The organism is Variovorax paradoxus (assembly GCF_030811855.1).
Classification (GTDB): Bacteria; Pseudomonadota; Gammaproteobacteria; order Burkholderiales; family Burkholderiaceae_C; genus Variovorax; species Variovorax paradoxus_L.
Window position 1 is genome coordinate 18,376 of the sequence record NZ_JAUSRN010000008.1, and the last position, 22,894, is coordinate 41,269.

Annotated in this window: 21 protein-coding genes and 1 pseudogene; 21 read left to right on the top strand and 1 reads right to left on the bottom strand. The window is 68.2% G+C overall.

From position 1 onward, the window contains the following. The first annotated feature begins 2 nt into the window (after positions 1 to 2). The 12 genes from J2X92_RS15975 (at position 3) to J2X92_RS16030 (ending at position 10,219) form a co-directional block, all read left to right on the top strand. On the top strand, positions 3 to 1,952 hold the full coding sequence (locus J2X92_RS15975; protein ID WP_307576940.1) for a TonB-dependent receptor domain-containing protein: 1,950 nt from the start codon (positions 3 to 5) through the stop codon (positions 1,950 to 1,952). A gap of 39 nt (positions 1,953 to 1,991) precedes the next feature. Beyond that, positions 1,992 to 2,573, top strand: a complete 582-nt coding sequence (locus J2X92_RS15980) for a bifunctional adenosylcobinamide kinase/adenosylcobinamide-phosphate guanylyltransferase (RefSeq protein WP_373424848.1) — start codon at positions 1,992 to 1,994, stop codon at positions 2,571 to 2,573. After that, a complete protein-coding gene (locus tag J2X92_RS15985) occupies positions 2,570 to 3,439 on the top strand; it encodes an ABC transporter substrate-binding protein (protein ID WP_307576942.1) in 870 nt (289 codons plus the stop codon). The genes J2X92_RS15980 and J2X92_RS15985 overlap by 4 nt, the downstream gene beginning before the upstream one ends. Before the next feature lie 14 nt (positions 3,440 to 3,453). After that, positions 3,454 to 4,464 (top strand): FecCD family ABC transporter permease, encoded by a 1,011-nt coding sequence (locus J2X92_RS15990; protein WP_307576943.1) that lies wholly within the window; start codon positions 3,454 to 3,456, stop codon positions 4,462 to 4,464. Then, the gene (locus J2X92_RS15995) at positions 4,461 to 5,243 is read left to right on the top strand and encodes an ABC transporter ATP-binding protein (protein ID WP_307576944.1); all 783 of its coding nucleotides are present in this window, start codon (positions 4,461 to 4,463) and stop codon (positions 5,241 to 5,243) included. Before J2X92_RS15990 ends, J2X92_RS15995 begins: the two co-directional genes overlap by 4 nt. Positions 5,244 to 5,272: 29 nt before the next feature. After that, positions 5,273 to 5,842 carry a cob(I)yrinic acid a,c-diamide adenosyltransferase gene (gene cobO, locus J2X92_RS16000; RefSeq protein ID WP_307576945.1) on the top strand — a complete coding sequence of 190 codons (570 nt, stop codon included), beginning with the start codon at positions 5,273 to 5,275 and terminating at the stop codon, positions 5,840 to 5,842. Positions 5,843 to 5,847: 5 nt separating this feature from the next. Next, complete coding sequence (gene bluB, locus J2X92_RS16005) at positions 5,848 to 6,531, top strand: 5,6-dimethylbenzimidazole synthase (protein ID WP_307576946.1); 684 nt, start codon at positions 5,848 to 5,850, stop codon at positions 6,529 to 6,531. Positions 6,532 to 6,593: 62 nt separating this feature from the next. Continuing rightward, positions 6,594 to 7,562, top strand: coding sequence for an adenosylcobinamide-phosphate synthase CbiB (gene cbiB / locus J2X92_RS16010; RefSeq protein WP_307576947.1), 969 nt, complete (start codon positions 6,594 to 6,596; stop codon positions 7,560 to 7,562). Beyond that, positions 7,559 to 8,569, top strand: coding sequence for an aminotransferase class I/II-fold pyridoxal phosphate-dependent enzyme (locus J2X92_RS16015; RefSeq protein ID WP_307576948.1), 1,011 nt, complete (start codon positions 7,559 to 7,561; stop codon positions 8,567 to 8,569). Before cbiB ends, J2X92_RS16015 begins: the two co-directional genes overlap by 4 nt. Before the next feature lie 28 nt (positions 8,570 to 8,597). Then, positions 8,598 to 8,951, top strand: a complete 354-nt coding sequence (locus J2X92_RS16020; protein ID WP_307576949.1) for a CidA/LrgA family protein — start codon at positions 8,598 to 8,600, stop codon at positions 8,949 to 8,951. Further along, positions 8,948 to 9,676 carry an LrgB family protein gene (locus J2X92_RS16025; protein WP_307576950.1) on the top strand — a complete coding sequence of 243 codons (729 nt, stop codon included), beginning with the start codon at positions 8,948 to 8,950 and terminating at the stop codon, positions 9,674 to 9,676. The genes J2X92_RS16020 and J2X92_RS16025 overlap by 4 nt, the downstream gene beginning before the upstream one ends. A gap of 66 nt (positions 9,677 to 9,742) precedes the next feature. Then, positions 9,743 to 10,219, top strand: a complete 477-nt coding sequence (locus J2X92_RS16030; protein ID WP_307576951.1) for an OsmC family protein — start codon at positions 9,743 to 9,745, stop codon at positions 10,217 to 10,219. Positions 10,220 to 10,240: 21 nt separating this feature from the next. Here J2X92_RS16030 and J2X92_RS16035 read toward each other — a convergent pair whose 3' ends face one another. Continuing rightward, complete coding sequence (locus J2X92_RS16035; RefSeq protein WP_307576952.1) at positions 10,241 to 11,155, bottom strand: LysR family transcriptional regulator; 915 nt, start codon at positions 11,153 to 11,155, stop codon at positions 10,241 to 10,243. A gap of 183 nt (positions 11,156 to 11,338) precedes the next feature. On the opposite strand from J2X92_RS16035, the gene J2X92_RS16040 reads away from it, so the two are divergent. The 9 genes and pseudogenes from J2X92_RS16040 to J2X92_RS16080 all read left to right on the top strand — a co-directional run. Then, positions 11,339 to 12,220 (top strand): alpha/beta hydrolase, encoded by an 882-nt coding sequence (locus J2X92_RS16040; protein ID WP_055796616.1) that lies wholly within the window; start codon positions 11,339 to 11,341, stop codon positions 12,218 to 12,220. Between the two features lie 150 nt (positions 12,221 to 12,370). Further along, positions 12,371 to 13,621 (top strand): efflux RND transporter periplasmic adaptor subunit, encoded by a 1,251-nt coding sequence (locus J2X92_RS16045; RefSeq protein ID WP_307576953.1) that lies wholly within the window; start codon positions 12,371 to 12,373, stop codon positions 13,619 to 13,621. A gap of 40 nt (positions 13,622 to 13,661) precedes the next feature. Next, positions 13,662 to 16,937: an efflux RND transporter permease subunit gene (locus J2X92_RS16050; RefSeq protein WP_307576954.1), complete on the top strand. Its 3,276-nt coding sequence runs from the start codon at positions 13,662 to 13,664 to the stop codon at positions 16,935 to 16,937. Positions 16,938 to 16,955: 18 nt separating this feature from the next. Next, positions 16,956 to 18,449, top strand: coding sequence for an efflux transporter outer membrane subunit (locus J2X92_RS16055; RefSeq protein ID WP_307576955.1), 1,494 nt, complete (start codon positions 16,956 to 16,958; stop codon positions 18,447 to 18,449). Between the two features lie 79 nt (positions 18,450 to 18,528). Beyond that, positions 18,529 to 19,968 carry a cobyric acid synthase gene (locus tag J2X92_RS16060; protein ID WP_307576956.1) on the top strand — a complete coding sequence of 480 codons (1,440 nt, stop codon included), beginning with the start codon at positions 18,529 to 18,531 and terminating at the stop codon, positions 19,966 to 19,968. Then, complete coding sequence (gene cobT / locus J2X92_RS16065; protein WP_307576957.1) at positions 19,965 to 21,014, top strand: nicotinate-nucleotide--dimethylbenzimidazole phosphoribosyltransferase; 1,050 nt, start codon at positions 19,965 to 19,967, stop codon at positions 21,012 to 21,014. The genes J2X92_RS16060 and cobT overlap by 4 nt, the downstream gene beginning before the upstream one ends. Before the next feature lie 5 nt (positions 21,015 to 21,019). Continuing rightward, the gene (locus tag J2X92_RS16070) at positions 21,020 to 21,814 is read left to right on the top strand and encodes an adenosylcobinamide-GDP ribazoletransferase (RefSeq protein WP_307576958.1); all 795 of its coding nucleotides are present in this window, start codon (positions 21,020 to 21,022) and stop codon (positions 21,812 to 21,814) included. After that, positions 21,811 to 22,362: a histidine phosphatase family protein gene (locus J2X92_RS16075; RefSeq protein ID WP_307576959.1), complete on the top strand. Its 552-nt coding sequence runs from the start codon at positions 21,811 to 21,813 to the stop codon at positions 22,360 to 22,362. Before J2X92_RS16070 ends, J2X92_RS16075 begins: the two co-directional genes overlap by 4 nt. Positions 22,363 to 22,473: 111 nt before the next feature. Then, positions 22,474 to 22,746, top strand: a pseudogene (locus tag J2X92_RS16080) (DUF6597 domain-containing transcriptional factor); the annotation flags it as partial. Between the last annotated feature and the right edge of the window lie 148 nt (positions 22,747 to 22,894).

Below are 22,894 nucleotides of genomic sequence, written 5' to 3' on the forward strand. Positions count from 1 at the left end.
TCATGACTTCCTGTGGTTCCCTCTCCCTCGGCCGTGTTCCCGCGCGCCGTCGCCGCATTGCCTGCCTGCCGCTTGCGCTGGCCTCCGCTTTCGGCGGCATATCGCTCTTCCAACTGCCGCTGGCGGCGCATGCGCAGCAAGTCGCAGCCGTCCCTGCGCTCGGGGAAACCGTGGTCACGGCCAACCGCACGCCGCAGCCGCTGTCTGATCTGGTAGCCGACGTGTCAGTGGTCGACCGGCAGACCATCGAGCGCAGCGGGGCGGTCGGCGTGGCCGACGTGCTGGCGCGCCTGCCCGGCATCGAGATCACGCGCAACGGCGGCGTGGGCAACTCCACTAGCCTCTACATTCGCGGCGCGGAGACGCGCTTCACGGCCGTGTACGTCGATGGCGTCCGTGTCGATTCGCAATCGACCGGTGGCGCTGGCTGGGAGAGCATTCCCCTGTCGCAGATCGACCGCATCGAAGTGCTTCGCGGCCCGGCTGCCGCCGTGTACGGCTCCGACGCCGTGGGCGGCGTGATCCAGCTCTTCACCAAACGCGGCGAAGAGGGGGTGTCTCCTTATGCGGGCGTCGGCTTCGGCAGCCACGGCCTGCGCAAGGCCGAAGCGGGCGTGAGCGGAAAGTCCGGCGCGCTGGACTATTCGCTGGGTGTAGCGCATGAGGAAAGCAGGGGCTTCAACGTGCAGCCTCTGGACAAGCGCACACCTTCGAGAGACGGCTACACCAGCCCCGACCGCGACGGCTACCGCAGCAACTCCGGCAACCTGCGGCTCGGCTACCAGCTCACCCCCGACCAGCGGCTCGACGCGACGCTGCTCTACAGCGATGTGGAAGCGGGCTACGACGCACAGGTCAGCGCCAGGGCCCGCCCGCCGATCCAGTTCAGGAACGACATCGGCAACAACACGCTGCGCACGGCCGGGCTTTCGTGGTCGGCCAAGTGGAACGATGTGTACAGCACGCGCGTGCAGGTCACCGATTCGCAAGCGGTCTACAAGACGCAGCCTTCGTTCTACCGCACCGAGACGAACCTGCGCGGCTACCTGTTCCAGAACGAATTTCGCTTCGGCCCGCACCTGGTGACCGCCACGCTCGAACGCCGCGAAGACGCGCTGGAAAATGCACCGACCCTCTTCAGCGGTCTGCTCGCGAACAAGCGCTCGCAAGATGCGGTCTCGCTCGGCTATGGCTTCGTGCAGGGCGCGCATTCGCTCCAGCTGCACGTGCGCCGCGACGACGACAGCGAATTCGGCGGCAAGACCACCGGCAGCGCGGCCTACGGTTTCTCGATCACGCCCAAACTGCGCGCCACGGTGTCGGCTGGAACGTCTTTCCGCGCGCCCACGCTGTACCAGCGCTTCAGCGAATACGGTACGCCAAGCCTGAAGCCCGAGTCGGGCCGCAACGTCGAGCTGGGACTGCAGTACACCGATGGCGGCACGCATGCGGGCATCGTGGTCTACCAGAACCGCGTCAGCAACCTGATCGTGTTCGACGGCTCGGCCACCAACTGCCCGTCCGGCTTCGGCTGCTATGCCAGCACCGCGCGTGCCCGCTACCAGGGCGTGACGCTGTCGGGCGGCCATCGCATCGGCGACGTGACCTTGCGCGCATCGGCCGACTTCCAGGATCCGCGCGACCTGGACACCGACCACCTGCTGGCGCGCCGCGCCCGTCGACACGGCACGCTGGGCGCCGACTGGCGCGTGGCCGGCTGGACGCTGGGCGCCGAGATCCAGTCGTCGAGCAAGCGCTTCGACGATGCCGCCAACACCCGCACCCTGAGCGGCTACACGGTGCTGAACCTGGTGGCCAGCACGCAGATCACGCGCGACCTTGGCCTGGTGGCGCGCGTGGACAATGTGGGGGACAAGGACTACACGCTGGCGCGCGGCTACGCCACGGGCGGCCGCAATGCTTACCTCGGCCTGAAGTGGACACCGCAATAAGCCAACCCAACGCAAACGGCGAACTTAGCGCTGATGCGCATGCCCATGCCTGAGCACGAACTCATCCTTGGCGGTCAGAAGAGCGGCAAGTCCCGGCGCGCCGAACAGCAGGCCATCGACTGGCTGGCCGAGGCGCCAGCCACGCGGCGCGCGGTGCTCATTGCCACGGGCCAGGCGCACGACGACGAAATGCGCGAGCGCATCGCACGTCACCGGGCCGACCGCGCGCAGCGCGTGCCCGCCATGCGCACGGTGGAAGAGCCCATTGAACTCGCGCGCGAAATCGTCACCCAGAGTGCGCCCGACACGCTGGTAGTGATCGACTGCCTCACGCTTTGGCTCACCAACCTGCTGATGCCGCTGCGTTCCGAATCGGCGCGACCGATGACGCGCACGCCGGCGACGCATATCGGCATGCTGCTCGTTGCATTGCGCGAAGCACGCGGACCGGTGGTGCTGGTCGGCAACGAGATCGGCCTGGGTGTGATTCCGCTTGGCGGAGAAACGCGGGCCTTCGTTGACGCGCTGGGCCGGCTCAACCAGGACGTGGCGGCCGCGTGTGGCCGGGTCACGCTGATGGTGGCCGGATTGCCGCTGACCTTGAAGGCGCCTGCCGCATGACAAGACACTGGATTCGCGCTTTCTCGCTCGCCATCGGCCTGGGCGTTTTCGCACTGGCCGCGCACGCTCTTGAGGTGGTCGACGAGCGCGGTGTGACAGTGAGCCTGCCGCAACCGCCGCAGCGCATCGTCACGCTGCTGCCGTCGTTGACCGAAGGAGTTTGCGCGCTCGGCGCGTGCGCCCGGCTGGTGGGCATCGACAACTATTCCAACTCACCGAACGCGGTGCTTGCCCTGCCTCGGCTGGGCGGCGGAATCGACCCCAATGTCGAAGCCATCGTGGCACTGAGGCCCGATGCGGTGCTGCTTGCCAAGTCTTCGCGCGTGACCCAGCGGCTCGAGGCGCTGGGCCTCAAGGTGGTGGTGCTCGAACCCAAGAGCCATGCCGACGTACGGCGCGTGCTCGACAAGCTCGATCAGGTGCTTGGTACCCACGAAGCCGCGAACATCTGGCGCGTGATCGATGCCAGCGTGTCGGCTGCCGCCCAGTCGCTGCCCGCCAGCGCGAAGGGCCAGCGCGTCTACTTCGAGGTCAACAGCGCGCCCTATGCGGCCGGCGAGTCTTCGTTCATCGGCGAGACGCTCACGCGCCTGGGCATGAAGAACATCGTGCCGGCGTCGCTCGGGCCGTTTCCCAAGCTCAATCCCGAATACGTGGTGCATGCCAATCCCGATCTGATCATGGTCAGCGTGCGCAGCGCAGCGGGCATGGAACAGCGACCGGGCTGGAGCGGCATCCGTGCGGTGCGCGAAGGGCGCATCTGCCGCTTCGATGCGGCGCAATCCGACGTGCTCGTGCGCCCTGGCCCGCGAATGGACGAGGCCGCGAGGCTCATGGCCCGTTGCATCGCGGAGAAAGCCGGTTGAGCCGCGCGGATCTCATGCATACACATCATCGGCGCTGCGTCTGGCTCTTCGGCTTTGCCCTGCTGGGCCTCGGCGGTGCATTGGCGGTGTTTGGCCTCGGCATCGGCAGCACCGGCTTCCAGAGCCTGCTCGCGGCGCGGCACGATGCGGTGGCGCTGCAGATCGTCTGGGACATCCGCCTGCCGCGCACGCTCGGCGCCTGGCTTGCGGGTGCACTGCTCGGTCTCGCGGGCTCGGTAGCCCAGGGCCTGTTCCGCAATCCGCTGGCCGATCCTTATCTGCTCGGCAGTGCGTCGGGCGCATCGCTGGGCGTGGCCTTGGCGCTCATGCTATTCGGCGGCTCGGCCGCCAGCATGCAATGGGCGATGCGCCTGGGGCTCACCGGCGCGGCCTTCGTGGGGGCGGTGTGCGCGGTGATGCTCACGCTGATGCTGGCGCGCGGCGTGCAGCAAACCTTGCGGCTGCTGCTCGCCGGCGTGATCGTCGGCGTGGTGCTCGGCGCCGCCAAGGACCTGATCACCATCGCTTCGGCCGACATCCTGCAGGCGCTGCAGGGCTTCGTCCTCGGTAGCACCGGCTTGGTCGGTTGGAGCGCGTGCGCGGTGATGGCCGCGGTCGGCGCGGTGTGCCTGCTGCTGGCCTGGGCGCTCGCCCCGGTGCTTGACGGCCTCGCGCTCGGAGAAGCGACGGCCCGCAGCCTGGGCCTCCCGCTCGGCGCGATGCGCGCCGCGCTGGTGGTGGTGCTCGCGCTGGCCACCGGCGCGGCCGTGGCGCAGACCGGCCTGATCGCTTTCGTCGGCCTGGCCGCGCCGCACCTCGTGCGTTCCGTGGTCAAGACCACGCACGCCGGATTGATCGTGCTGTCCACCGCGATGGGAGGCTTGCTGCTGATGGCCGCCGATCTGCTGGCGCGCTGGATCATTGCGCCACAGGAACTGCCCGTGGGCGTGCTCACCGCCGTGCTCGGCGGCAGCTACCTGCTATGGCTGATGCACCGGCGCAGCGCGCGAGGGGGCGTGGCATGAGCGGTCATATCCCCGCACTCGAAGCGCGCAGCGTGAGCGCCACGCTAGGCACCGCCGAAGTGCTGCACGGTATCGATTTGAAGTTCGGCGCCGCGCGCTGGACCAGCGTGGTCGGGCCGAACGGCGCGGGCAAGTCCACCTTGCTCAAGGCGCTGGCGGGGTTGCTCCCGCATCGCGGCGAAGTCTTTCTCTTCGGCGAACCCTCGGCCAAGGTGCCGGGCCGCGTTCGTGCGCAGCGCCTTTCATGGCTGGGCCAGAGCGGCGCGGCGGGCGAGGGCGGTGCCGACGACCTGATGGTCTACGACATTGCCATGCTCGGGCGCCTGCCGCATCAGCGTTGGCTTGCCGCCCCGAGCAAGGCGGACCGCGAGGCGGTGGAGCGCGCGCTGCGCAGCACCCAGGCCTGGGATTGGCGCGAACGGCCGCTGGGCCAGCTCTCGGGCGGCGAGCGCCAGCGCGTGCTGCTGGCCCGTGCGCTGGCCGTGGAGGCCGAGCTGCTGCTGATGGACGAGCCGCTCGCCAACCTCGATCCCCCGCACCAATCCGACTGGATGCAGACCACGCGCGCCCTGGTGGCCGAGGGCCGCACCGTGGTCAGCGTGCTGCACGAACTCCCGATGGCGCTTGCCGCCGACGAACTGGTGGTGATGAACCACGGCCGCGTGGTGCACCATGGCGGCAGCAGCGACCCGGCCACCCACGCCGCGCTCGAAGAGGTGTTCAACCATCGCATCCGCGTGCACCGCGTGGCTGACCAGTGGATCGCACTGCCGAACTGACGAGCATCAACACAAGGCCTACATACATCATGCAAATCGAAACTCCCCCCACCGAGAAGCCGTACGACAAGCCCGAAGGCGAGCGCCGCGGCATCGTCATCGTCAACACCGGTGACGGCAAGGGCAAGAGCACCGCGGCCTTCGGCTTGGCGCTGCGCGCGCATGGCCGCGGCAAGGCGGTGAAGATCTTCCAGTTCATGAAAGTGCCCTCGGCTCGTTTCGGCGAGCACCGCATGTTCGAGCAGCTCGGCATTCCGATCCAAGGCTTGGGCGACGGTTTCAGCTGGAAGAGCCAGGACCTCGATCACTCGGCCGAGCTAGCACGCGACGGCTGGGAAAAAGCCAGGACAGCGATTCTGTCCGGCGAGTTCTTCCTGGTGGTGCTCGACGAGATCACCTATCCGCTCATCTACGGCTGGCTGCCGCTTCAGGGTGTGCTCGAAACGCTGCGCGAGCGGCCCAAGCACGTGCACGTGGTGCTGACCGGCCGCCGCTGCCCGCCGGAGATTGTCGAGCTGGCCGACACCGTGACCGAGATGACCATGGTCAAGCACGCCTTCAAGGCCGGCATTCCAGCGCAGCGCGGAATCGAGGACTGAGTTCGATGTCGCAAGCCTTCGCGGCCCACGAGGTGAGGGCGGTGTACCGCGCCATCCATGAGCGGCGCGACATGCGTCACTTCGCAGGGGGACAGGTGGCGCCGGAGCTGCTGCGCCGGCTGCTCGAAGCGGCGCACCACGCGCCCAGTGTCGGATTCATGCAGCCGTGGCGGTTCATTCGCGTTCGAGACGGTGCCTTGCGCCAGCGTCTGCACGATGTGATCGAGCGCGAACGCGTGCTGACGGCCCGCGCCCTCGGCGAGCGCGAAGACGCGTTCATGCGGCTCAAGGTGCAGGGTGTGCTCGATGCGGCCGAACTGCTGGCCGTGTCGTTGGCCGACGGCCGTGAGCAGCATGTGTTCGGCCGACGCACCTTGCCGCAAATGGACCTGGCCTCGGCGTCCTGCGCCATCCAGAACCTCTGGCTTGCGGCGCGAGCCGAAGGGCTGGGCATGGGCTGGGTCTCGCTGTTCGATCCCGCCGAGGTGTCGGCCCTGCTGGGCCTGCCCGAGGGTGCGGAACCGATCGCGCTGTTGTGCCTGGGCCCGGTGCACGATTTCTACGAAGAGCCGATGCTGCAACGCGAACGCTGGGCCCGGCGCGAGCCCTTGTCGGCGCTGGTGTTCGACGAACGCTGGGGCCAGCCCTCGGACCTGTTTTCAACCTCGTCTTCCGTGGAGCCTGCCTGATGTTGGCCTTCGATGCCGTCCTGTTCGTCACCGCTGCCTGACTCGCGAGAATGACGGCTCCCATGCCCGCCTTTCCCCTCGAACACGCCCTGGCCGCCGCCGCCGCGCTGTGGCTTACGCTTGCCATCGACCGCTGGCTGGGCGAGCCCGCCGCGCGCTGGCATCCGGTGGTGTGGATGGGGCAGTACCTCGGCTGGATCGGCTCGCGCATCGCACCGCCGGTGGCCAAGGCGAAGCCGCGCGACCTGTCGCTCTTCTTGATTGGGGTGCTGACGTGGTGCGTGGGCGCGATGTGCGTGGGGGTGGTCGCCGCCGGCGTGCAGGCCGCGATGGTGCAATGGCTGCCCGCATGGGCGCTGGCGATGGCGCTGGCCCTTGCGCTGAAACCGCTTTTCGCGTGGCGCATGCTGCACGACGAAGTGCTCGCGGTCGAGGCGGCGCTGGGCATTTCGCTCGATGCGGGGCGCGCGCAGCTGGCGCGGCTCGTCAGCCGCGATGTCTGCGCGCTCAGCGAGCGCGAGGTGCGCGAAAGCGCCATCGAATCGCTGGCCGAGAACCTCAACGATTCGCTGGTGGCCCCGCTGTTCTGGTTCGTGCTGCTCGGCCTGCCGGGCGCGGCGGTCTACCGCTTCGCCAACACGGCCGATGCGATGTGGGGCTACCGCGGCGAACGCAACGGCCGCGACTGGACGTGGCTCGGCAAATGGGCCGCGCGCGCCGACGACGCACTCTCCTGGCTGCCCGCCCGGCTCACCGTGGTGCTGCTCGCGGTGGCGGCGTGGCAGTGGCCCACCGGGCTGGGCGGCGAAGCGCGCCGCACGCCGTCGCCCAACAGCGGCTGGCCGATGGCAACGATGGCGCTGCTGCTCGGTGTGCGCCTCGCCAAACCGGGCGTCTACGCGCTGAACGCCGAGGGGCGGCAGGCCACGGCGCTCGACACGCAACGCACCGCGCTGCTGGGCGGCAGGGCGGTGCTGGCGATGGCCGTGTGCGCAACCGCGGTCATCGTGTCGTCGGCGAGGTGGGCATGACGTCCGGTATCGCACTGCATGGCGGCCCGGACGAAACCGGCGCTGCGCCGCACGACTTCTCGACCAACGGCAACGCGGTGGGCGCCTGCCCGACCGCGGTGGCCGCCTTGCACACAGCCGATGCTGCGCATTACCCGGATCCGCGCTACACGTCGCTGCGCGACAGGCTCGCTGCATTCCACCGTGTCGCACCCGGCCGCATCGTTATTGCGGCCAGCGCGAGCGAATTCATCCATCGCATCAGCGCCGCCGTCGCGCAGGGCGGTGGGCGGCATATCTGGCTGCCGGCCCACAGCTACGGCGATTACGAACGCGCCGCGCAGGCCTGGGGGTTGCAGGTGCTGCGCGCGCCCCAGTCGCACGAGGGCGCGGCGCTGCTGTGGTGCTGCGAGCCGTCGAGCCCGCTCGGGCAGGCGCAGGCCGGACTGGCGCTGCATGCCAGTGCCGGCAGCACCTGCGTGCTCGACATGGCCTACGAGCCGCTGCGCCTCGAAGGCCGTGCGTCGCTCGATGCCGCGCAGCGCAACTGCATCTGGCAACTCTGGACACCGAACAAGGCCATGGGCCTCACCGGCATCCGCGCCGCCTACGCCATCGCGCCCGAAGACACCGCCGCTGCGCCCCTGATGCAGCGACTCGAACGACTCGCTCCGTCATGGCCGCTCGGCACCCACGGCGTGGCGCTGCTGGAGACCTGGACGGGCGACGAAGCGCAGGCCTGGCTTGCCCAGAGCCTGCAGACCTTGCGCGACTGGAAGGCGCAGCAGCGCGCGCTCTGCGCGTCCCTCGGCTGGCATGGCCTGCCCAGCGACGCCAACTTCTTCTGCGCCCGCACCGACCGGCCGTACCTCCTGCTGGCGGCGGCCCTGCGTGCCGAAGGCATCAAGCTGCGCGACTGTGCTTCCTTCGGCCTGCCGGGGTTCGTGCGACTGGGCGTGCTGCCGCCGCAGAGCCAGCAGGCACTGAAAGAAGTCTGGACGCGCGCCGCTGCCTCGGCCGAACATTGAAGCTCAACATGATCCGCAGGACATCCGCATGCTCTACGCCATCACCACGCTCTTTCTTTGCCAACTGGCCGGCGAGCTGCTCGTGCAGTGGCTGGGCCTGCCGATCCCGGGTCCGCTGATCGGCATGCTGCTGCTCTTCATCGTGCTGCTCGTTCGCGGCGGCGTGCCCGACGCCTTGAGCGAAACCTCGGGCCATCTGCTGCGCAACCTCATGCTGCTATTCATTCCCGCCGTGACCGGGGTCATGCTGCATTTCGAGCGGGTAGGGCGCGAATGGCTTCCGTTCCTGGCGGCCGGCATCGTGGGAGCGGCCTTCACCATGACCGTGACCGCGCTCACCCTGCGCTGGATGATCCGCATCACGGGCAAGGACGCGCAATGAGCCCATCCCCGAAACTCTCCGAAATCTGGGTCTTCCTGGCGCAGTCGCCGCTGCTGTGGCTGTCGCTCACGCTGCTGGCCTACCTGGGCGCGCTGTGGCTGCACAAGCGCAGCGGGGCTAATCCGGCGGTCAATCCGGTGCTGGTCTCGGTGATCGCCATCGTGAGCGTGCTGCTCATCACGCGCACGCCTTACGACACGTACTTCGAAGGCGCCAAGTTCGTGCACTTCCTGATCGGGCCGGCCACCGTGGCGCTTGCGGTTCCGCTTTACGGCCAACTCGCGCGACTGCGGCGCCTGTGGCTGCCGATCGGCGTGGCGCTGTTGGTGGGCTCGATGGCTGCCATCGTGTCGGCCATCGGCATTGCCTGGGCACTGGGCGGATCGCACGAACTGATGATGTCGCTCGCGCCCAAGTCGGCCACCATGCCGATCGCGATGGGCGTGGCCGAGAAGATCGGCGGGCTGCCGTCGCTTGCCGCGGTGGCGGCCGCCGTGGCGGGCATCTCTGGCGCCATCATGGCAACCGGGCTCTTGAACCTGCTGCGCATCGAGGAGCCCGCGGTGCGCGGCTTCTCGGTGGGCTTGGCAGCGCACGGCATCGGCACCGCGCGCGCCATCCAGGTGAACGAAACGGCGGGCGCATTCTCTGCGCTCGCCCTGGGGCTCAACGGTATCGCGACGGCGCTGCTGGTGCCGTTGCTGGTCAGGCTCATGGGCGTTTGACCGCGTTCGCAGCCAATGGCCTCCTGACGCAAAATGGCGGCCACTATTTGCGCTGGAGAGCAAGGCATGGCCCAGTACACCGCAGAAATCCTCTGGCACAGAGGCGAGCAGGACTTCCTCGGCAACACCTACAGCCGAAGGCATTCGATGCGCTTCGACGGCGGCGCGGAAGTGCCCGGCTCCTCGTCGCCGCACGTGGTGCCGCTGCCGTTTTCCGATCCGGCGGCGGTCGATCCCGAAGAGGCTTTCGTCGCTTCGCTGTCGAGCTGCCACATGCTGTGGTTTCTCACCATGGCCATGAAGCGCAAGTTCAACGTCGACCGCTACTTCGACTCGGCGAGCGGCATGATGGAAAAGAACGCCGAAGGCAGGCTCGCGATGACGGTGGTCACGCTCCGGCCCGAAGTCACGTTCTCGGGCGACAACCTGCCCACGCGCGAGCAGATCGAACACATGCACCACCGGGCGCACGAAGAGTGCTTCATTGCAAACTCGGTGAAGACCGAGGTGCGCTGCGAGCCAGTGTTCGCCGCCGCCGACTGAATCGGCGGGCAGCGAACGGCCTCATCGCCGCTGCAGCCGCGGGCTCTTCGCAAACAGTTCGGCCGCCCAATCCACGAACGCCCGCACTTTCGCGCTCAGGTGCCGGTTGGGCGGATAGACCACGTGAATCGGCAGCGGGTCGCGGTGCCACTCGGGCAGCACCTCGATCAGTTCGCCGCTTTCCAGCAGCGGCTCGGCCATGAAGGTGATGCACTGCGAGATGCCGAAGCCGCCGAGCACGGCCGCCATGTGGGCGTTGCTTTCATTCACCGACACGCGGTAGGGGCCGTTGAGCTCGATGGACTCGTCGCCCTTCTTGAACTCGTGCGGATAAACGCGCCGCGTGCTGCCCGAAAAGTAGCTCACCACATGGTGGCGCTTCTCGATGTCGTTGGGATGCTGCGGATGGCCATAGCGCCTGATGTACGCCGGGGACGCCACGGTCACGAAGTGCAGGGTGCCGATGCGCCGGGCCACCAGCGACTGGTCGCTCAGTTCGCCGGCCCGGATCACGCAGTCCACGTTGTCGGTGATGAGGTCGACCGTGCGGTCGCTCACGCCCAGGTCGACCTGGATCTCGGGGTAGCGGTCGCAAAAAGTGGCCAGCGCCGGCAGGATGATGAGCCTCGCCACCGAGGTGCCGACGTCGATGCGCAGCCGCCCCGTGGGGTTCGCCTGCGCATTGGTCATGCTGGACTCGATGTCGTCGAAGTCGTTTAAGAGGCGCGCCGCGCGTTCGTAGTAGGCGGCACCGTCGGGCGTTACGGTCACGCGCCGCGTGGTGCGGTTGAGCAGCTTTACCCGCAGGCGCGATTCCAGCGCCTGGATCTGCTTGGTGACCGTTCCCTTGGGCAGGGCGAGCGAGTCCGCCGCCCGGGTGAACGTGCCTGCTTCCACGACGCGGACAAAGATCCGCATTGCCTGGATTTGATCCATTGATGACTGTTCCTGGGAGCCCGGCCATGCCGGGAGGACGCGGATTCTCACACAAGGTGACAATCCCACAGCGTTTCCCGGATTGTTAGCCGTTTGGAAACAGAGTAGGGGCAGGTTGCCTGTTTAACCCCACACTGGCCGCCTTATATTTCGACTATCGCCAATCCTCCTGAGGTTGCCTCCATGTCACCCCGTCCGTCGTCCCGCTCTGCCGAAGCCGCTGCTCTCGCCGCGGCAGAAGGCGTGGAAGCTGATCTTTCGATCGAGCTGCCCGGCCGCGACCCCGTGGGCGCACGGGTGTATGGGCAGCGCCCCCGGGGCGAAACCGTGCCGCTGGTGCTGCACTTCCATGGCGGCACCTTTGTCTGCGGCAACCTGGACAACGGTCGCAATGTGGCCCGGCTCCTGGCCGGCGCGGGCGCGGTGGTGGTGTCGGTGGCTTATCCGCTGGCGCCCGAATCGCCATTCCCCGAGCCCATCGAGGTGGGCTATGCCGCGCTCGAGTGGCTCTACAAGCAGCGCGTGAAGCTCGGCGGCAAAGGCGCCCAGGTGTACCTGGCCGGCGAGGAAGCCGGCGGCAACCTGGCGGCCGGCGTGGCGCTGATCGCCCGCGACCGGGCGCATCCGCCGCTGGCGGGGCAAATCCTGCTGTCGCCCATGCTCGATCCGTGCGCGGGCACAGCGTCGCTGCGCAAGGCCACCAACGACGAGGCTGAATGCCGCTGGGCCAAGGGCTGGGAAAAGTACTTGAGCTGCCCGTCCAACGCCATGCACCCCTATGCGGTGCCGAGCGGATCGCTCCGGCTGTCTTCCCTGGCGCCCGCCCTGGTGCTGGTGGGGGCCGACGATGCGATGCGCGACGAGGCGATGACTTTTGCGGGGCGCCTGCGTGCGGCCGGCATCGACGTCACGAGCAGCGTGCTGCCTGGCGCCGCGAATTGGCCCAAGGCCCTGTACGACCCCGAGCCCTCGGGCTGCAAGGCGTGCGAGGCCAGCGTGCAGCAGCATTTCCGCGAATTTTTCAGTGCCACCACGCCGCCTCCCGTAGCGCCCAAGCCCAGCTAGGTGGTCCGGTCGCGGCAGCCTGGCTGACGACGCGACGCCACCCCTCGGCCCACCGGTAACCCCGGTCATTTTCGAGTTCCGCCTCCTGGTGCCACAAGCACCGGGATGGCCTGTTGCATCCCAAAACGTCATCGAGAAGGACGAATCATCATGTCGAACAACAATCAAAAACTGTCTTCCGCCGCCCGCAAGGGACTGTGGCCCGCCGTGACCGGCCTCACCGCTGTGCTGGCAGTGGCCGCCGCGGTGCTGGGCATGCACAGCTTCAAGGCCGAGGCCACCGCGCCCGCCGCGGCGCAGCAGGGCACGCCGGTTTCGGTGGCGACGGTGGCGTCGAGCGAAATCAATGCCTGGGACGAGTTCTCCGGCCGGCTCGAGGCGGTGCAGCGCGTGGATGTGCGCTCCCGTGTGGCAGGTGCCGTGCAGGCAGTGCACTTTCGCGAAGGCGCGCTGGTGAAGCAGGGCGATCTGCTGATCACCATCGACCCTGCGCCGTACGCGGCCGAAGTGGAGCGCGCCGAAGCGCAGGTGGCATCGGCCCAGGCCCGTCAGGCATTCAGCCGCAGCGAGCAGGAGCGTGCCAAGCGCCTGTGGGACCAGCAGGCCATTGCCCAGCGCGAATATGACGAACGCGTGAACGCCAGCCGCGAGGCCGACGCCAACCTGCGCGCTTCGCAAGCCTCGCTGCAATCGGCGCGCCTGAACCTCGGCTACACGCAGGTGCGTGCACCCGTATCGGGCCGCATCGGCAAGCTTGAAGTGACCGTGGGCAACCTGGTGGCCGCTGGTCCCGGCGCGCCGGTGCTGACCACGCTGGTGTCGGTGAGCCCGATCTATGCGAGCTTCGATGCCGATGAGCAGGTGATCACGCGGGCACTGAAAGACCTGCCGAGCGGCGCCAGCGCACGCGGCCAGATCGAGAGCATTCCAGTGCAGATGGGTACCTCGGGCTTCGAAGGCACACCTTTCGTCGGCAAGCTGCAGCTGATCGACAACCAGGTCGACGCCCGCAGCGGCACGGTGCGCGTGCGTGCCTCCTTCGACAACAAGGATGGCGCGCTCATCCCCGGCCAGTTCGCCCGCATCCGCATGGGCCAGGCACGCAGCGACTCCGCGCTGCTGGTGAGCGAACGCGCCATCGGTACCGACCAGAACAAGAAGTTCGTGCTGGTGGTGGGCGAGGACAACAAGGCGATGTACCGCGAAGTGACGCTCGGCGCGTCGATCAACGGCCTGCGCGTCGTGAGCAAGGGCCTGAAGGCCGGCGATCGCGTGGTCGTCAACGGCCTGCAGCACATCCGCCCCGGCGCGCTGGTGGTCCCGCAGACCGTGACGATGGACGCCAAGGCCGACACCAAGCAACAACAACCGGAACGCGTCGCGGAAGCCGCGAAGTCCTGAACTCGGAGGGGAGCGCGTTTGCGCTCGCCGGAGAAACAACATGAATCTCTCTAAATTCTTCATCGACCGGCCGATCTTTGCCGGCGTGCTGTCGCTATTGATATTGATAGCCGGCCTCATCGCTTTGCGCGGACTGCCGATCTCCGAATACCCGGAAGTCGCACCGCCCTCCGTGGTCGTGCGCGCCCAGTATCCAGGCGCCAACCCGAAGGTGATTGCCGAAACCGTTGCCACGCCGCTCGAAGAGCAGATCAACGGCGTCGAAGGCATGCTTTATATGGGCAGCCAGGCGACCACCGACGGCGTGCTCACGCTCACCGTCACCTTCCGCCTCGGCACCGATCCCGACAAGGCCCAGCAGCTCGTGCAGAACCGCGTCTCGCAAGCCGAGCCGCGCCTGCCAGAGGAAGTGCGCCGCCTCGGCATCACGACCGTCAAGAGCGCGCCCGACCTGACGATGGTGGTCCACCTCGTTTCGCCGAACGACCGCTACGACATCAATTACCTGCGCAACTACGCGGTGCTGAATGTGAAGGACCCGCTCGCGCGCATCGAAGGCGTGGGCCAGGTGCAGATCTTCGGCGGCGGCGATTATTCGATGCGCGTCTGGCTGGACCCGCAGAAGGTCGCGCAGCGCGGCCTCTCGGCCAGTGACGTGGTGGCCGCGATCCGCGGCCAGAACGTGCAGGCCGCGGCCGGCGTGGTCGGCGCTTCGCCGGGCCTCTCGGGCGTGGACATGCAGCTCTCGATCAATGCGCAAGGGCGCCTGCAGAGCGAAGAAGAGTTCGGCGACATCATCGTCAAGAGCGGCACCGACGGCGCCGTGACCCGCTTGCGCGACATCGGCCGCCTGGAAATGGGCGCCGCCGACTATTCGCTGCGTTCGCTTCTGAACAACGACCCGGCCGTCGGCATGGGCGTGTTCCAGGCACCGGGCTCCAATGCGCTCGACATCTCGTCCAACGTTCGCAAGACGATGGCCGAGCTCAACAAGAACATGCCGGAAGGGCTGGAATACCGCATTGCCTACGACCCGACGCAGTTCGTGCGCGCGTCCATCGAATCGGTGATCCACACGCTGCTCGAAGCCATCATGCTGGTGGTGCTGGTCGTGATTTTGTTCCTGCAGACCTGGCGCGCTTCGATCATTCCTTTGCTGGCCGTGCCGGTGTCGGTGATCGGTACCTTCGCGGTGTTGCACGTGCTCGGTTTCTCGATCAACGCGCTGAGCTTGTTCGGGCTGGTGCTGGCCATCGGTATCGTGGTGGACGACGCCATCGTGGTGGTGGAAAACGTCGAGCGCAACATCGAAGCTGGATTGACGCCGCGCGAAGCCACTTACCGCGCGATGCGCGAAGTGTCCGGGCCCATCATCGCGATTGCGCTGGTGCTGGTGGCCGTGTTCGTTCCGCTGGCTTTCATCAGCGGCCTCACGGGCCAGTTCTATCGCCAGTTCGCGGTGACGATTGCGATCTCGACGGTGATCTCGGCCATCAACTCGCTCACGCTGTCGCCCGCGCTCGCCGCCTTACTGCTGCGCAGCCACGATGCTCCCAAGGACGCTCTGACACGCGGCATGGACAAGGCCTTCGGCTGGCTGTTCCGCGGCTTCAACAGGCTCTTCAGCCGTGGCTCGGAAGCCTACAGCGGCGGCGTCAAGAGCGTGATCTCGCGCAAGACGCTGATGCTGGTGATCTACCTCGCGCTGATCGGCGTGACCTTCGGTCTCTTCAAGGCAGTGCCCAGCGGCTTTGTTCCGGCGCAGGACAAGCAATACCTGATCGGTTTTGCCCAGCTGCCCGACGGCGCCACGCTCGACCGCACCGATAACGTGATCCAGCGCATGGGCGAGATCATGAAGAAGAACCCGAACGTGGAAGACGCCATCGCCTTCCCGGGCCTGTCGATCAACGGTTTCACCAACAGCTCGAACTCGGGCATCGTGTTTGCCACGCTCAAGCCCTTCGACCAGCGCAAGCGCGCCGACCAGAGCGGCGGTGCGGTGGCCGGCCAGCTCAACGGTGCCTTCGCCAGCATCCAGGACGCGTTCATCGTGATGTTCCCGCCGCCGCCGGTGGCGGGGTTGGGCACCACGGGCGGCTTCAAGCTGCAGATCGAAGATCGCGCCTCGGTCGGCTACGACCAGATGGATGCGGCGGTGAAGGCCTTCATGGCCAAGGCCTATGCAGCGCCGGAGCTCACGGGCATGTTCACGAGCTGGCAGGTCAACGTGCCGCAGCTGTATGCGGATATCGACCGCACCAAGGCCCGCCAGCTCGGCGTGCCGGTGACGGACATCTTCGACACCATGCAGATCTACCTCGGCAGCCTGTATGCGAACGACTTCAACAAGTTTGGCCGCACGTACAGCGTGCGTGTGCAGGCCGACGCGCCTTACCGCGCCCGTGCCGAAGACGTGGGCATGTTGAAGGTGCGCTCGACCACGGGCGAGATGGTGCCGCTGTCGGCGCTGATGAAGGTGAATTCGACCTTCGGCCCGGAACGCGCCATGCGCTACAACGGCTATCTTGCAGCCGACATCAACGGTGGCCCGGCTCCGGGCTATTCGTCGGGCCAGGCGCAGGACGCGATCACCAAGATCGCGGCCGAGACGCTGCCCAAGGGCGTGAGCTTCGAGTGGACCGAGCTGACCTACCAGGAAATCCTGGCCGGCAACTCCGCCTTCCTGGTGTTCCCGCTGGCCATCCTTCTGGTGTTCCTGGTGCTGGCCGCGCAGTATGAAAGCCTGACGCTGCCGATTGCCATCATCCTGATCGTGCCCATGGGCATCCTGGCCGCAATGACGGGCGTATGGATATCGGGGGGTGACAACAACGTCTTCACGCAGATCGGGTTGATCGTGCTGGTGGGGCTGAGTGCGAAGAACGCGATCCTGATCGTGGAGTTTGCACGGGAGCTCGAGTTTGCCGGACGCACGCCCATCCAGGCTGCGATCGAAGCCAGCCGCCTGCGTTTGCGCCCGATTCTCATGACCTCGCTGGCCTTCGTGATGGGTGTGCTGCCCCTCGTGCTGTCGACCGGCGCGGGCTCGGAGATGCGCAAGGCCATGGGCGTGGCGGTGTTCGCAGGGATGATCGGCGTGACGGCCTTCGGCCTGTTCCTGACGCCGGTGTTCTATGTGCTGATGCGCCGCCTTGCGGGCAACCGTCCGCTCAAGCTGCACGGCGACGTGCCGCACGGGGAAGACTTCGTTTCGGCGGCGCATCCGGCTGCGCCGTCCCACGGAGGTTCCGGCGGTGGCGGGCTGCACCCGCTGCCGGCTGCGCCGCGTCCTTCGCACGGCTCGCATGACTGATCGAGAAGAAAGCTCATCATGAAATTCTCAGTACAACCTTGGGTCAAGCCACTTCGCACCGCCTTGCTGCCGCTGGTGGCGGCCCTGGCATTGGCCGGCTGCGCGAGCGTTCCCTCCGGCGTGCCGGAGATCCAGACCACCGCCCAGTTCAAGGAACAGGGCGCCGCGCCACCGGCCGGCTGGACGCGCGCCGTGCCTTCCGAGGCGCAGGCTCGCGGCGCCTGGTGGCTGGCATTCAATGACCCGGTGCTCAACACGCTGGTCGAGAAGGCCGACGTCAACAACAACAACATCCAGGCCGCCGCGGCTCGGCTCGCGGAAGCCCGCGCCCTGGCACGCAGCGCCAACGCCGACCGCATGCCGCAGATCGGCCTGAGCGGCGGTGCCAACCGCGGCGCGGGGCTCGACAAGGCCACGGCCAGCACCCGGCCGGCCACCATGACCAACATTGGGGCCACGTTCTCGTACGAGCTCGACCTGTTCGGCCGGCTCTCGGGCGCGAGCAATGCGGCCAAGCTCGATGCGGCAAGCCGCGAAGCGCTGCTGCAAAGCACGCGCCTCGCGGTGCAGGCCGAGGTGGCCCAGACCTATCTGCAACTGCGTGCGCTCGACGCCGAGCGCGCGCTGGTGCGCGAGCAGGTCGAGGCCTACCGCGACACGCTACGCCTGACGCAGCGCAGGCAGCAGGCCGGCGACATCGCCGAGCTCGACGTGGCGCGCGTGCAGACCGAGGTGTCGTCCACCGAGTCGGACGCGCTCGCGCTCGACCGGCAGCGTGCTCAGGTAGAGCATGCGCTCGCGGTGCTGGTGGGCGATTCGGCCTCCAGCTTCGGCCTGCGGACCGACGAATGGGCCACGGCGCTGCCATCCGTTCCGCCCGGTGTGCCGGCCACGGTGCTCACGCGCCGCCCGGACGTCTCGTCCGCGCAGAACGCCGTGCTTGCAGCGCAGGCGCGCGTGGGCGTGGCGCAGGCGGCATGGTTCCCGGACATCTCGCTGACCGGCGCCGCCGGCTATGCATCTCCGGAGATCGGCGACCTGTTCAAGTGGTCGGCCCGTTCATGGGGCGTGGGCGCGCTGCTCTCGCTGCCGATTTTCGACGGCGGCCGCCGCGAAGCCGGCGTGCAGGGCGCCAATGCGCAGCTCGACGGCGCGCTCGCGAACTATCGCAACCAGGTGCTGGTGGCGTTTCAGGAGGTTGAAGACCAACTGTCCGCCATCCGCATCCTGCAGGAGCAGTCGACCGTGCAGGCCCAGGCCGTCACGTCGGCCCAGCGCGCGACCAGTTTGTCCGACACGCGCTACCGCAATGGCTACATCAGCCAGCTCGACCTGCTCGATGCACGTCGCAGCGAATTGCGCAACCGGCGCCAGGCGCTGCAGGTGAAGTCGGCGCAGTACCAGGCGGCCGTGGGGCTGATCCGCGCCATCGGCGGCGGCTGGGAAGTGCCGCCCGCTACGGCGCAGGCTCAGCCCGGCGGGGCTGCCGCGCTGCAGACCGCGGCACGCTGAACACCAAAGGGGCGCAAGCCCCTTTTTCTTTGCCGCTTCCGCTTCGGAAACGGCATGCGGCGGCAACGACAATAGCCGCATGACAACCCGATGCGTGATGGTTCTGGGCACGACCAGTGGCGCCGGCAAGAGCTGGCTGGTCACGGCGCTGTGCCGCTGGTATGCGCGGCAGGGCCTCAAGGTGGCGCCTTTCAAGGCGCAGAACATGAGCAACAACGCCCGCGTGGTGGATGGCGGCGAGATCGGCAGCGCGCAGTATTTCCAGGCGCTGGCCGCGCGTGCCGTGCCCGACGTGCGCATGAACCCGCTGCTGCTCAAGCCCGAGCGCGACACTCACAGCCAGGTGGTGCTCATGGGGCAGGTGAGCGCCGAACTGACGGCCATGCCTTGGCGCGGGCGCAGCGAGCGCGTCTGGCCGCAAATCGCAGAGGCATTCGATTCGCTGCGCGCCGAGAACGACGTGGTGGTGATCGAGGGGGCGGGCTCGCCGGCCGAGATCAACCTGATGGCGAGCGACATCGTCAACCTGCGCGTGGCCCGCCATGCGGGTGCCCGCTGCCTGCTGGTGACAGACATCGACCGCGGCGGCGCCTTCGCGCATCTCTACGGCACCTGGGCATTGATGCCCGAGAGTGATCGCGCATTGCTGCGCGGCTTCGTGCTCAACAAGTTTCGCGGCGATGCCTCGCTGCTGGCCCCGGCCCCGCAGCAGCTGCAGGCGCTGACCGGTATCGCCACCGTTGCGACGCTGCCGATGTGGTGGCAGCACGGCTTGCCCGAGGAAGACGGCGTGTTCGACGATCGAAGCCGTGCGAGCGGCGCCGTCACGCGCACGGTGGCCGTCGTGGCGTACCCGCGCATCAGCAATCTCGACGAGTTCCAGCCGCTCAAGAACGTGCCCGGCGTGCGCCTGGTCTGGGCGCGCACGCCGGCGGACGTGGCCGGCGCGGACTGGATCGTGCTGCCAGGCTCCAAGCACACCAGCGGCGATCTCGCGTGGCTGCGCGCGCAGGGGCTGGACCGCGCCATCGCCGCGCACGCGGCGGCCGGTGGCGCCGTGCTGGGCGTCTGCGGTGGCTTGCAGATGCTGGGCGAGGCGCTGGTCGACCCGCACGGCATCGACGGCAACGCGCCCGGCCTCGGCCTGCTGCCGCTGGTGACCGTGTTCGAGCCCGAGAAGACCGTGCGCCACCGGTCCGCTGTCTTCGGCGAGTTGAGTGGCACATGGGCTTCGCTTTCGAACGTGCCGGTGGCCGGCTACGAGATTCACCATGGCCACACCGCGACCCACCCGCAGATGGCGCAAGACGGCCATGCCGTGATGCCCGAGGGGCTGGCCTGGCAGAACGCGCGCGGCAATGTGCTGGGCCTTTACCTGCACGGCCTGTTCGAGGATGCGGCCGCGCTGCACGCGCTCTTCGGCGCGGCGACACCCACGCTCGATGCCACCTTCGACGGTTTGGCCGATTTCATAGACACCCACTTCGAGCCCGGCGTATTGCAGGGCCTGATCGCATGACCGACAACAACCCCACCATCCCTTCCATCGCCGACATTCACGACGACGTCCTTGCGGCGCGTCTGCAAAGCGCGATCGACAACAAGACCAAGCCGCTCGGCGCGCTGGGCCGGCTCGAGAGCCTGGCCTTGCGGCTCGGCCTGATCCTTGGCAGCGAAACGCCGGCGCTCGAAGCGCCGCAGATGCTGGTCTGCGCGGGCGACCACGGGCTGGTGGCGCGCGGTGTCTCGGCATTTCCGAGCGACGTGACCTGGCAGATGGTCGAGAACTTCCTGGCCGGCGGCGCGGCCGTGAGCGTGCTGGCGCGCCAGCATGGGCTGGCGCTGACGGTGGTCGACTGCGGCGTGCGGCGCGACTTCCAGGCGCGCCCGGGCCTGGTGTCGCGGCGGATAGCCGCCGGTACGGCCGATGCATCGGCGGGCCCTGCAATGTCGGCGGCGCAATGCGCCGAGGCCGTCGCCAACGGCCGCGACGTGGTGCACCTGCTGCCCGGCAACGCCTTGCTGCTGGGCGAGATGGGCATCGGCAACAGCTCGGCGGCGGCGATGCTGCTCGCGCGGCTGGCGGGGCTCGATATCGATGCCTGCACCGGCTCCGGCACCGGGCTCGACGCCGCGGGACTCGCGCGCAAGCGCACGGTGCTGCGCGAAGTGCTGGCGCTGCATGCATCGGCGGTTTCGCCGTTGGATGCACTGGCTGCATTCGGCGGCTTCGAAATCGCCACCCTGGTCGGCGCGGTGCTGCAGGCGGCGCAGGAGCGCCGGGTGATCGTGGTCGACGGCTTCATCGCGAGTGCCGCGGTGCTGGTCGCACAGGCACTGCAGCCGCATGTGGTGCAGCGCTGCGTGGCGGCGCACAGCTCGGCGGAACCCGGGCATGCGCTGTTGCTGAAGCACCTCGGGCTGGAGCCCTTGCTGAGCCTGGACCTGCGCCTGGGCGAAGGCTCGGGCGGGGCGCTGGCCTGGCCGCTGCTCGAATCGGCCTGCCGCATCCTGCGCGAAATGGCGAGCTTCGAGGCGGCGGGCGTGTCGCGCAAGGACGCCTGAACTCGATGAACGGTGTTCGCCACTATCTGCTGGCCCTGCAATTCTTCACGCGCGTGCCGGTCACCGGCCGGCTTGCCGGATGGGTCGGGTTCAGTCCGAAGATGCTGCGTGCAAGCGCGGCGCATTTTCCCGGCGTCGGCTGGCTGGTGGGGGGCGTTGGCGCGGCCGTTTTCGTGCTCGCATTGCAGGGCTTGCCGGGCATGGCCGGTGCACTGGCCGCCGCGCTGCTGAGCATGGCCGCGACGGTGCTGCTCACCGGTGCATTTCATGAAGACGGGCTCGCCGACGTGGCCGACGGGCTGGGCGGAGCATCCGACCGGAGCCGCGCGCTCGAGATCATGAAGGATTCGCGCATCGGTGCCTTCGGCGCCATTGCGCTGGTGCTGGCACTCGGGCTCAAGGCCGCGCTGCTCGCGTCGATGGCGGGGCAGGGCGCGCTGGCGCTGGCAGCTGCCATCGCCAGCGCGCATGTGCTTTCGCGGCTGGCGCCGCTGTTCCTGATTCGCTGGTTGCCCTACGTGGGAGATGCCGGCGCGAGCAAGGCCAAGCCGCTGGCCGATGCAATCGGCGGTGGTGCCTTGCTGGTCGGCGTACTCTGGTCGATGCCTGCCGCCGGGCTGGTGCTGCTGACGCAAGGCCCTGCGAGAACGCTCGCCACGGCAGTGGCATGCGCTCTTGCGGCGCTGGTCATGGCGCGCATGTTCCGGCGCCGGCTGCAGGGGTTCACCGGCGACGGGCTCGGTGCGACGCAGCAGGTGTGCGAGCTTGCCATCTATCTTGCGCTGGCTTGGCAGGCATGAAGCTGTGGCTGGTGCGCCATGCGCAGACCGACGCCGCGCCGGGGCTCTGCTACGGTGCGACGGATGTGGGCGTGCCGGCCGAGGCGACGCTGGCGGTTGCAAACGCGGTGGTGGCCCGCCTGCCGGCGGGCGCCGCGCTGGCCCATTCGCCCTTGCGGCGTTGTGCCGAACTGGCACTGGCCATCGGCACGCTGCGCCCCGATCTCGTGGTGCGGGCCGACGCGCGCCTGGCCGAGATGGATTTCGGCGCCTGGGAAGGCCGGCCCTGGTCGTCGATCGCTCGCACCGAGTTCGACGCGTGGACCTGCAATTTCGCCGAGGGGCTTCCAGGCGGCCACGGCGAAAGCACGGCCGGCTTTCTGCAACGCACGGGCGCTGCCTTCGACGATTGGCGCGTGTCGGGGCAAGACGCGGTGTGGGTCACGCATGCGGGCGTGATGCGCGCAGTGCAACTGCTGCACCGTGGCGTGCGGCGCGTCGACAACGCCACGCAATGGCCGTCGGAGCCCATTGACTACGGGGCGTGCCAGCTGATCGAATGCGGCTGATGGAAAGCGACAAGGCGGCCTGCCGCCGTCACCGCGATGCCGAACCCCTCCACGAACGAACGCCTGTACGTACGCCTCGACGGCGACCCCTTGCACGGGCCGGAGGCCGACATGCCTGCGGGCACGTTGTGCGCCTTTCCGGTTGCAGCGCCGCTGCGGGCCCATGTCGCACACATTCTTCTCTACAGGGAAGCGCTGCCCGAAGGCCATGAGGTTGTCGAGCGCGTGCTGCCCGACGGGGCGGTGCGCCTGGTCTTCAATCTGGGCGATGCGCCGTCGGCGGGCGAAAGCGCCGGGCAACCTGTCGAGGCCCTGGGTGCTTCCGCAGCTCCGGTCCTGGTGCGCCTCCGCCGGAAGATGGAAGGACTGTCGGTAACCCTGCGCCCCGGTGCGGCCGCGGCCCTGCTGGGAATGCCGGCCAGCGAGATCGCCGGCACCGCTGTGCACCTGGACGAACTGTGGCACGGCCGTGGTGCTGAACTGCTGGAGCGCATGGCTGGGCAGCCGGACGACGCCTCGCGCGTGTCGGTGC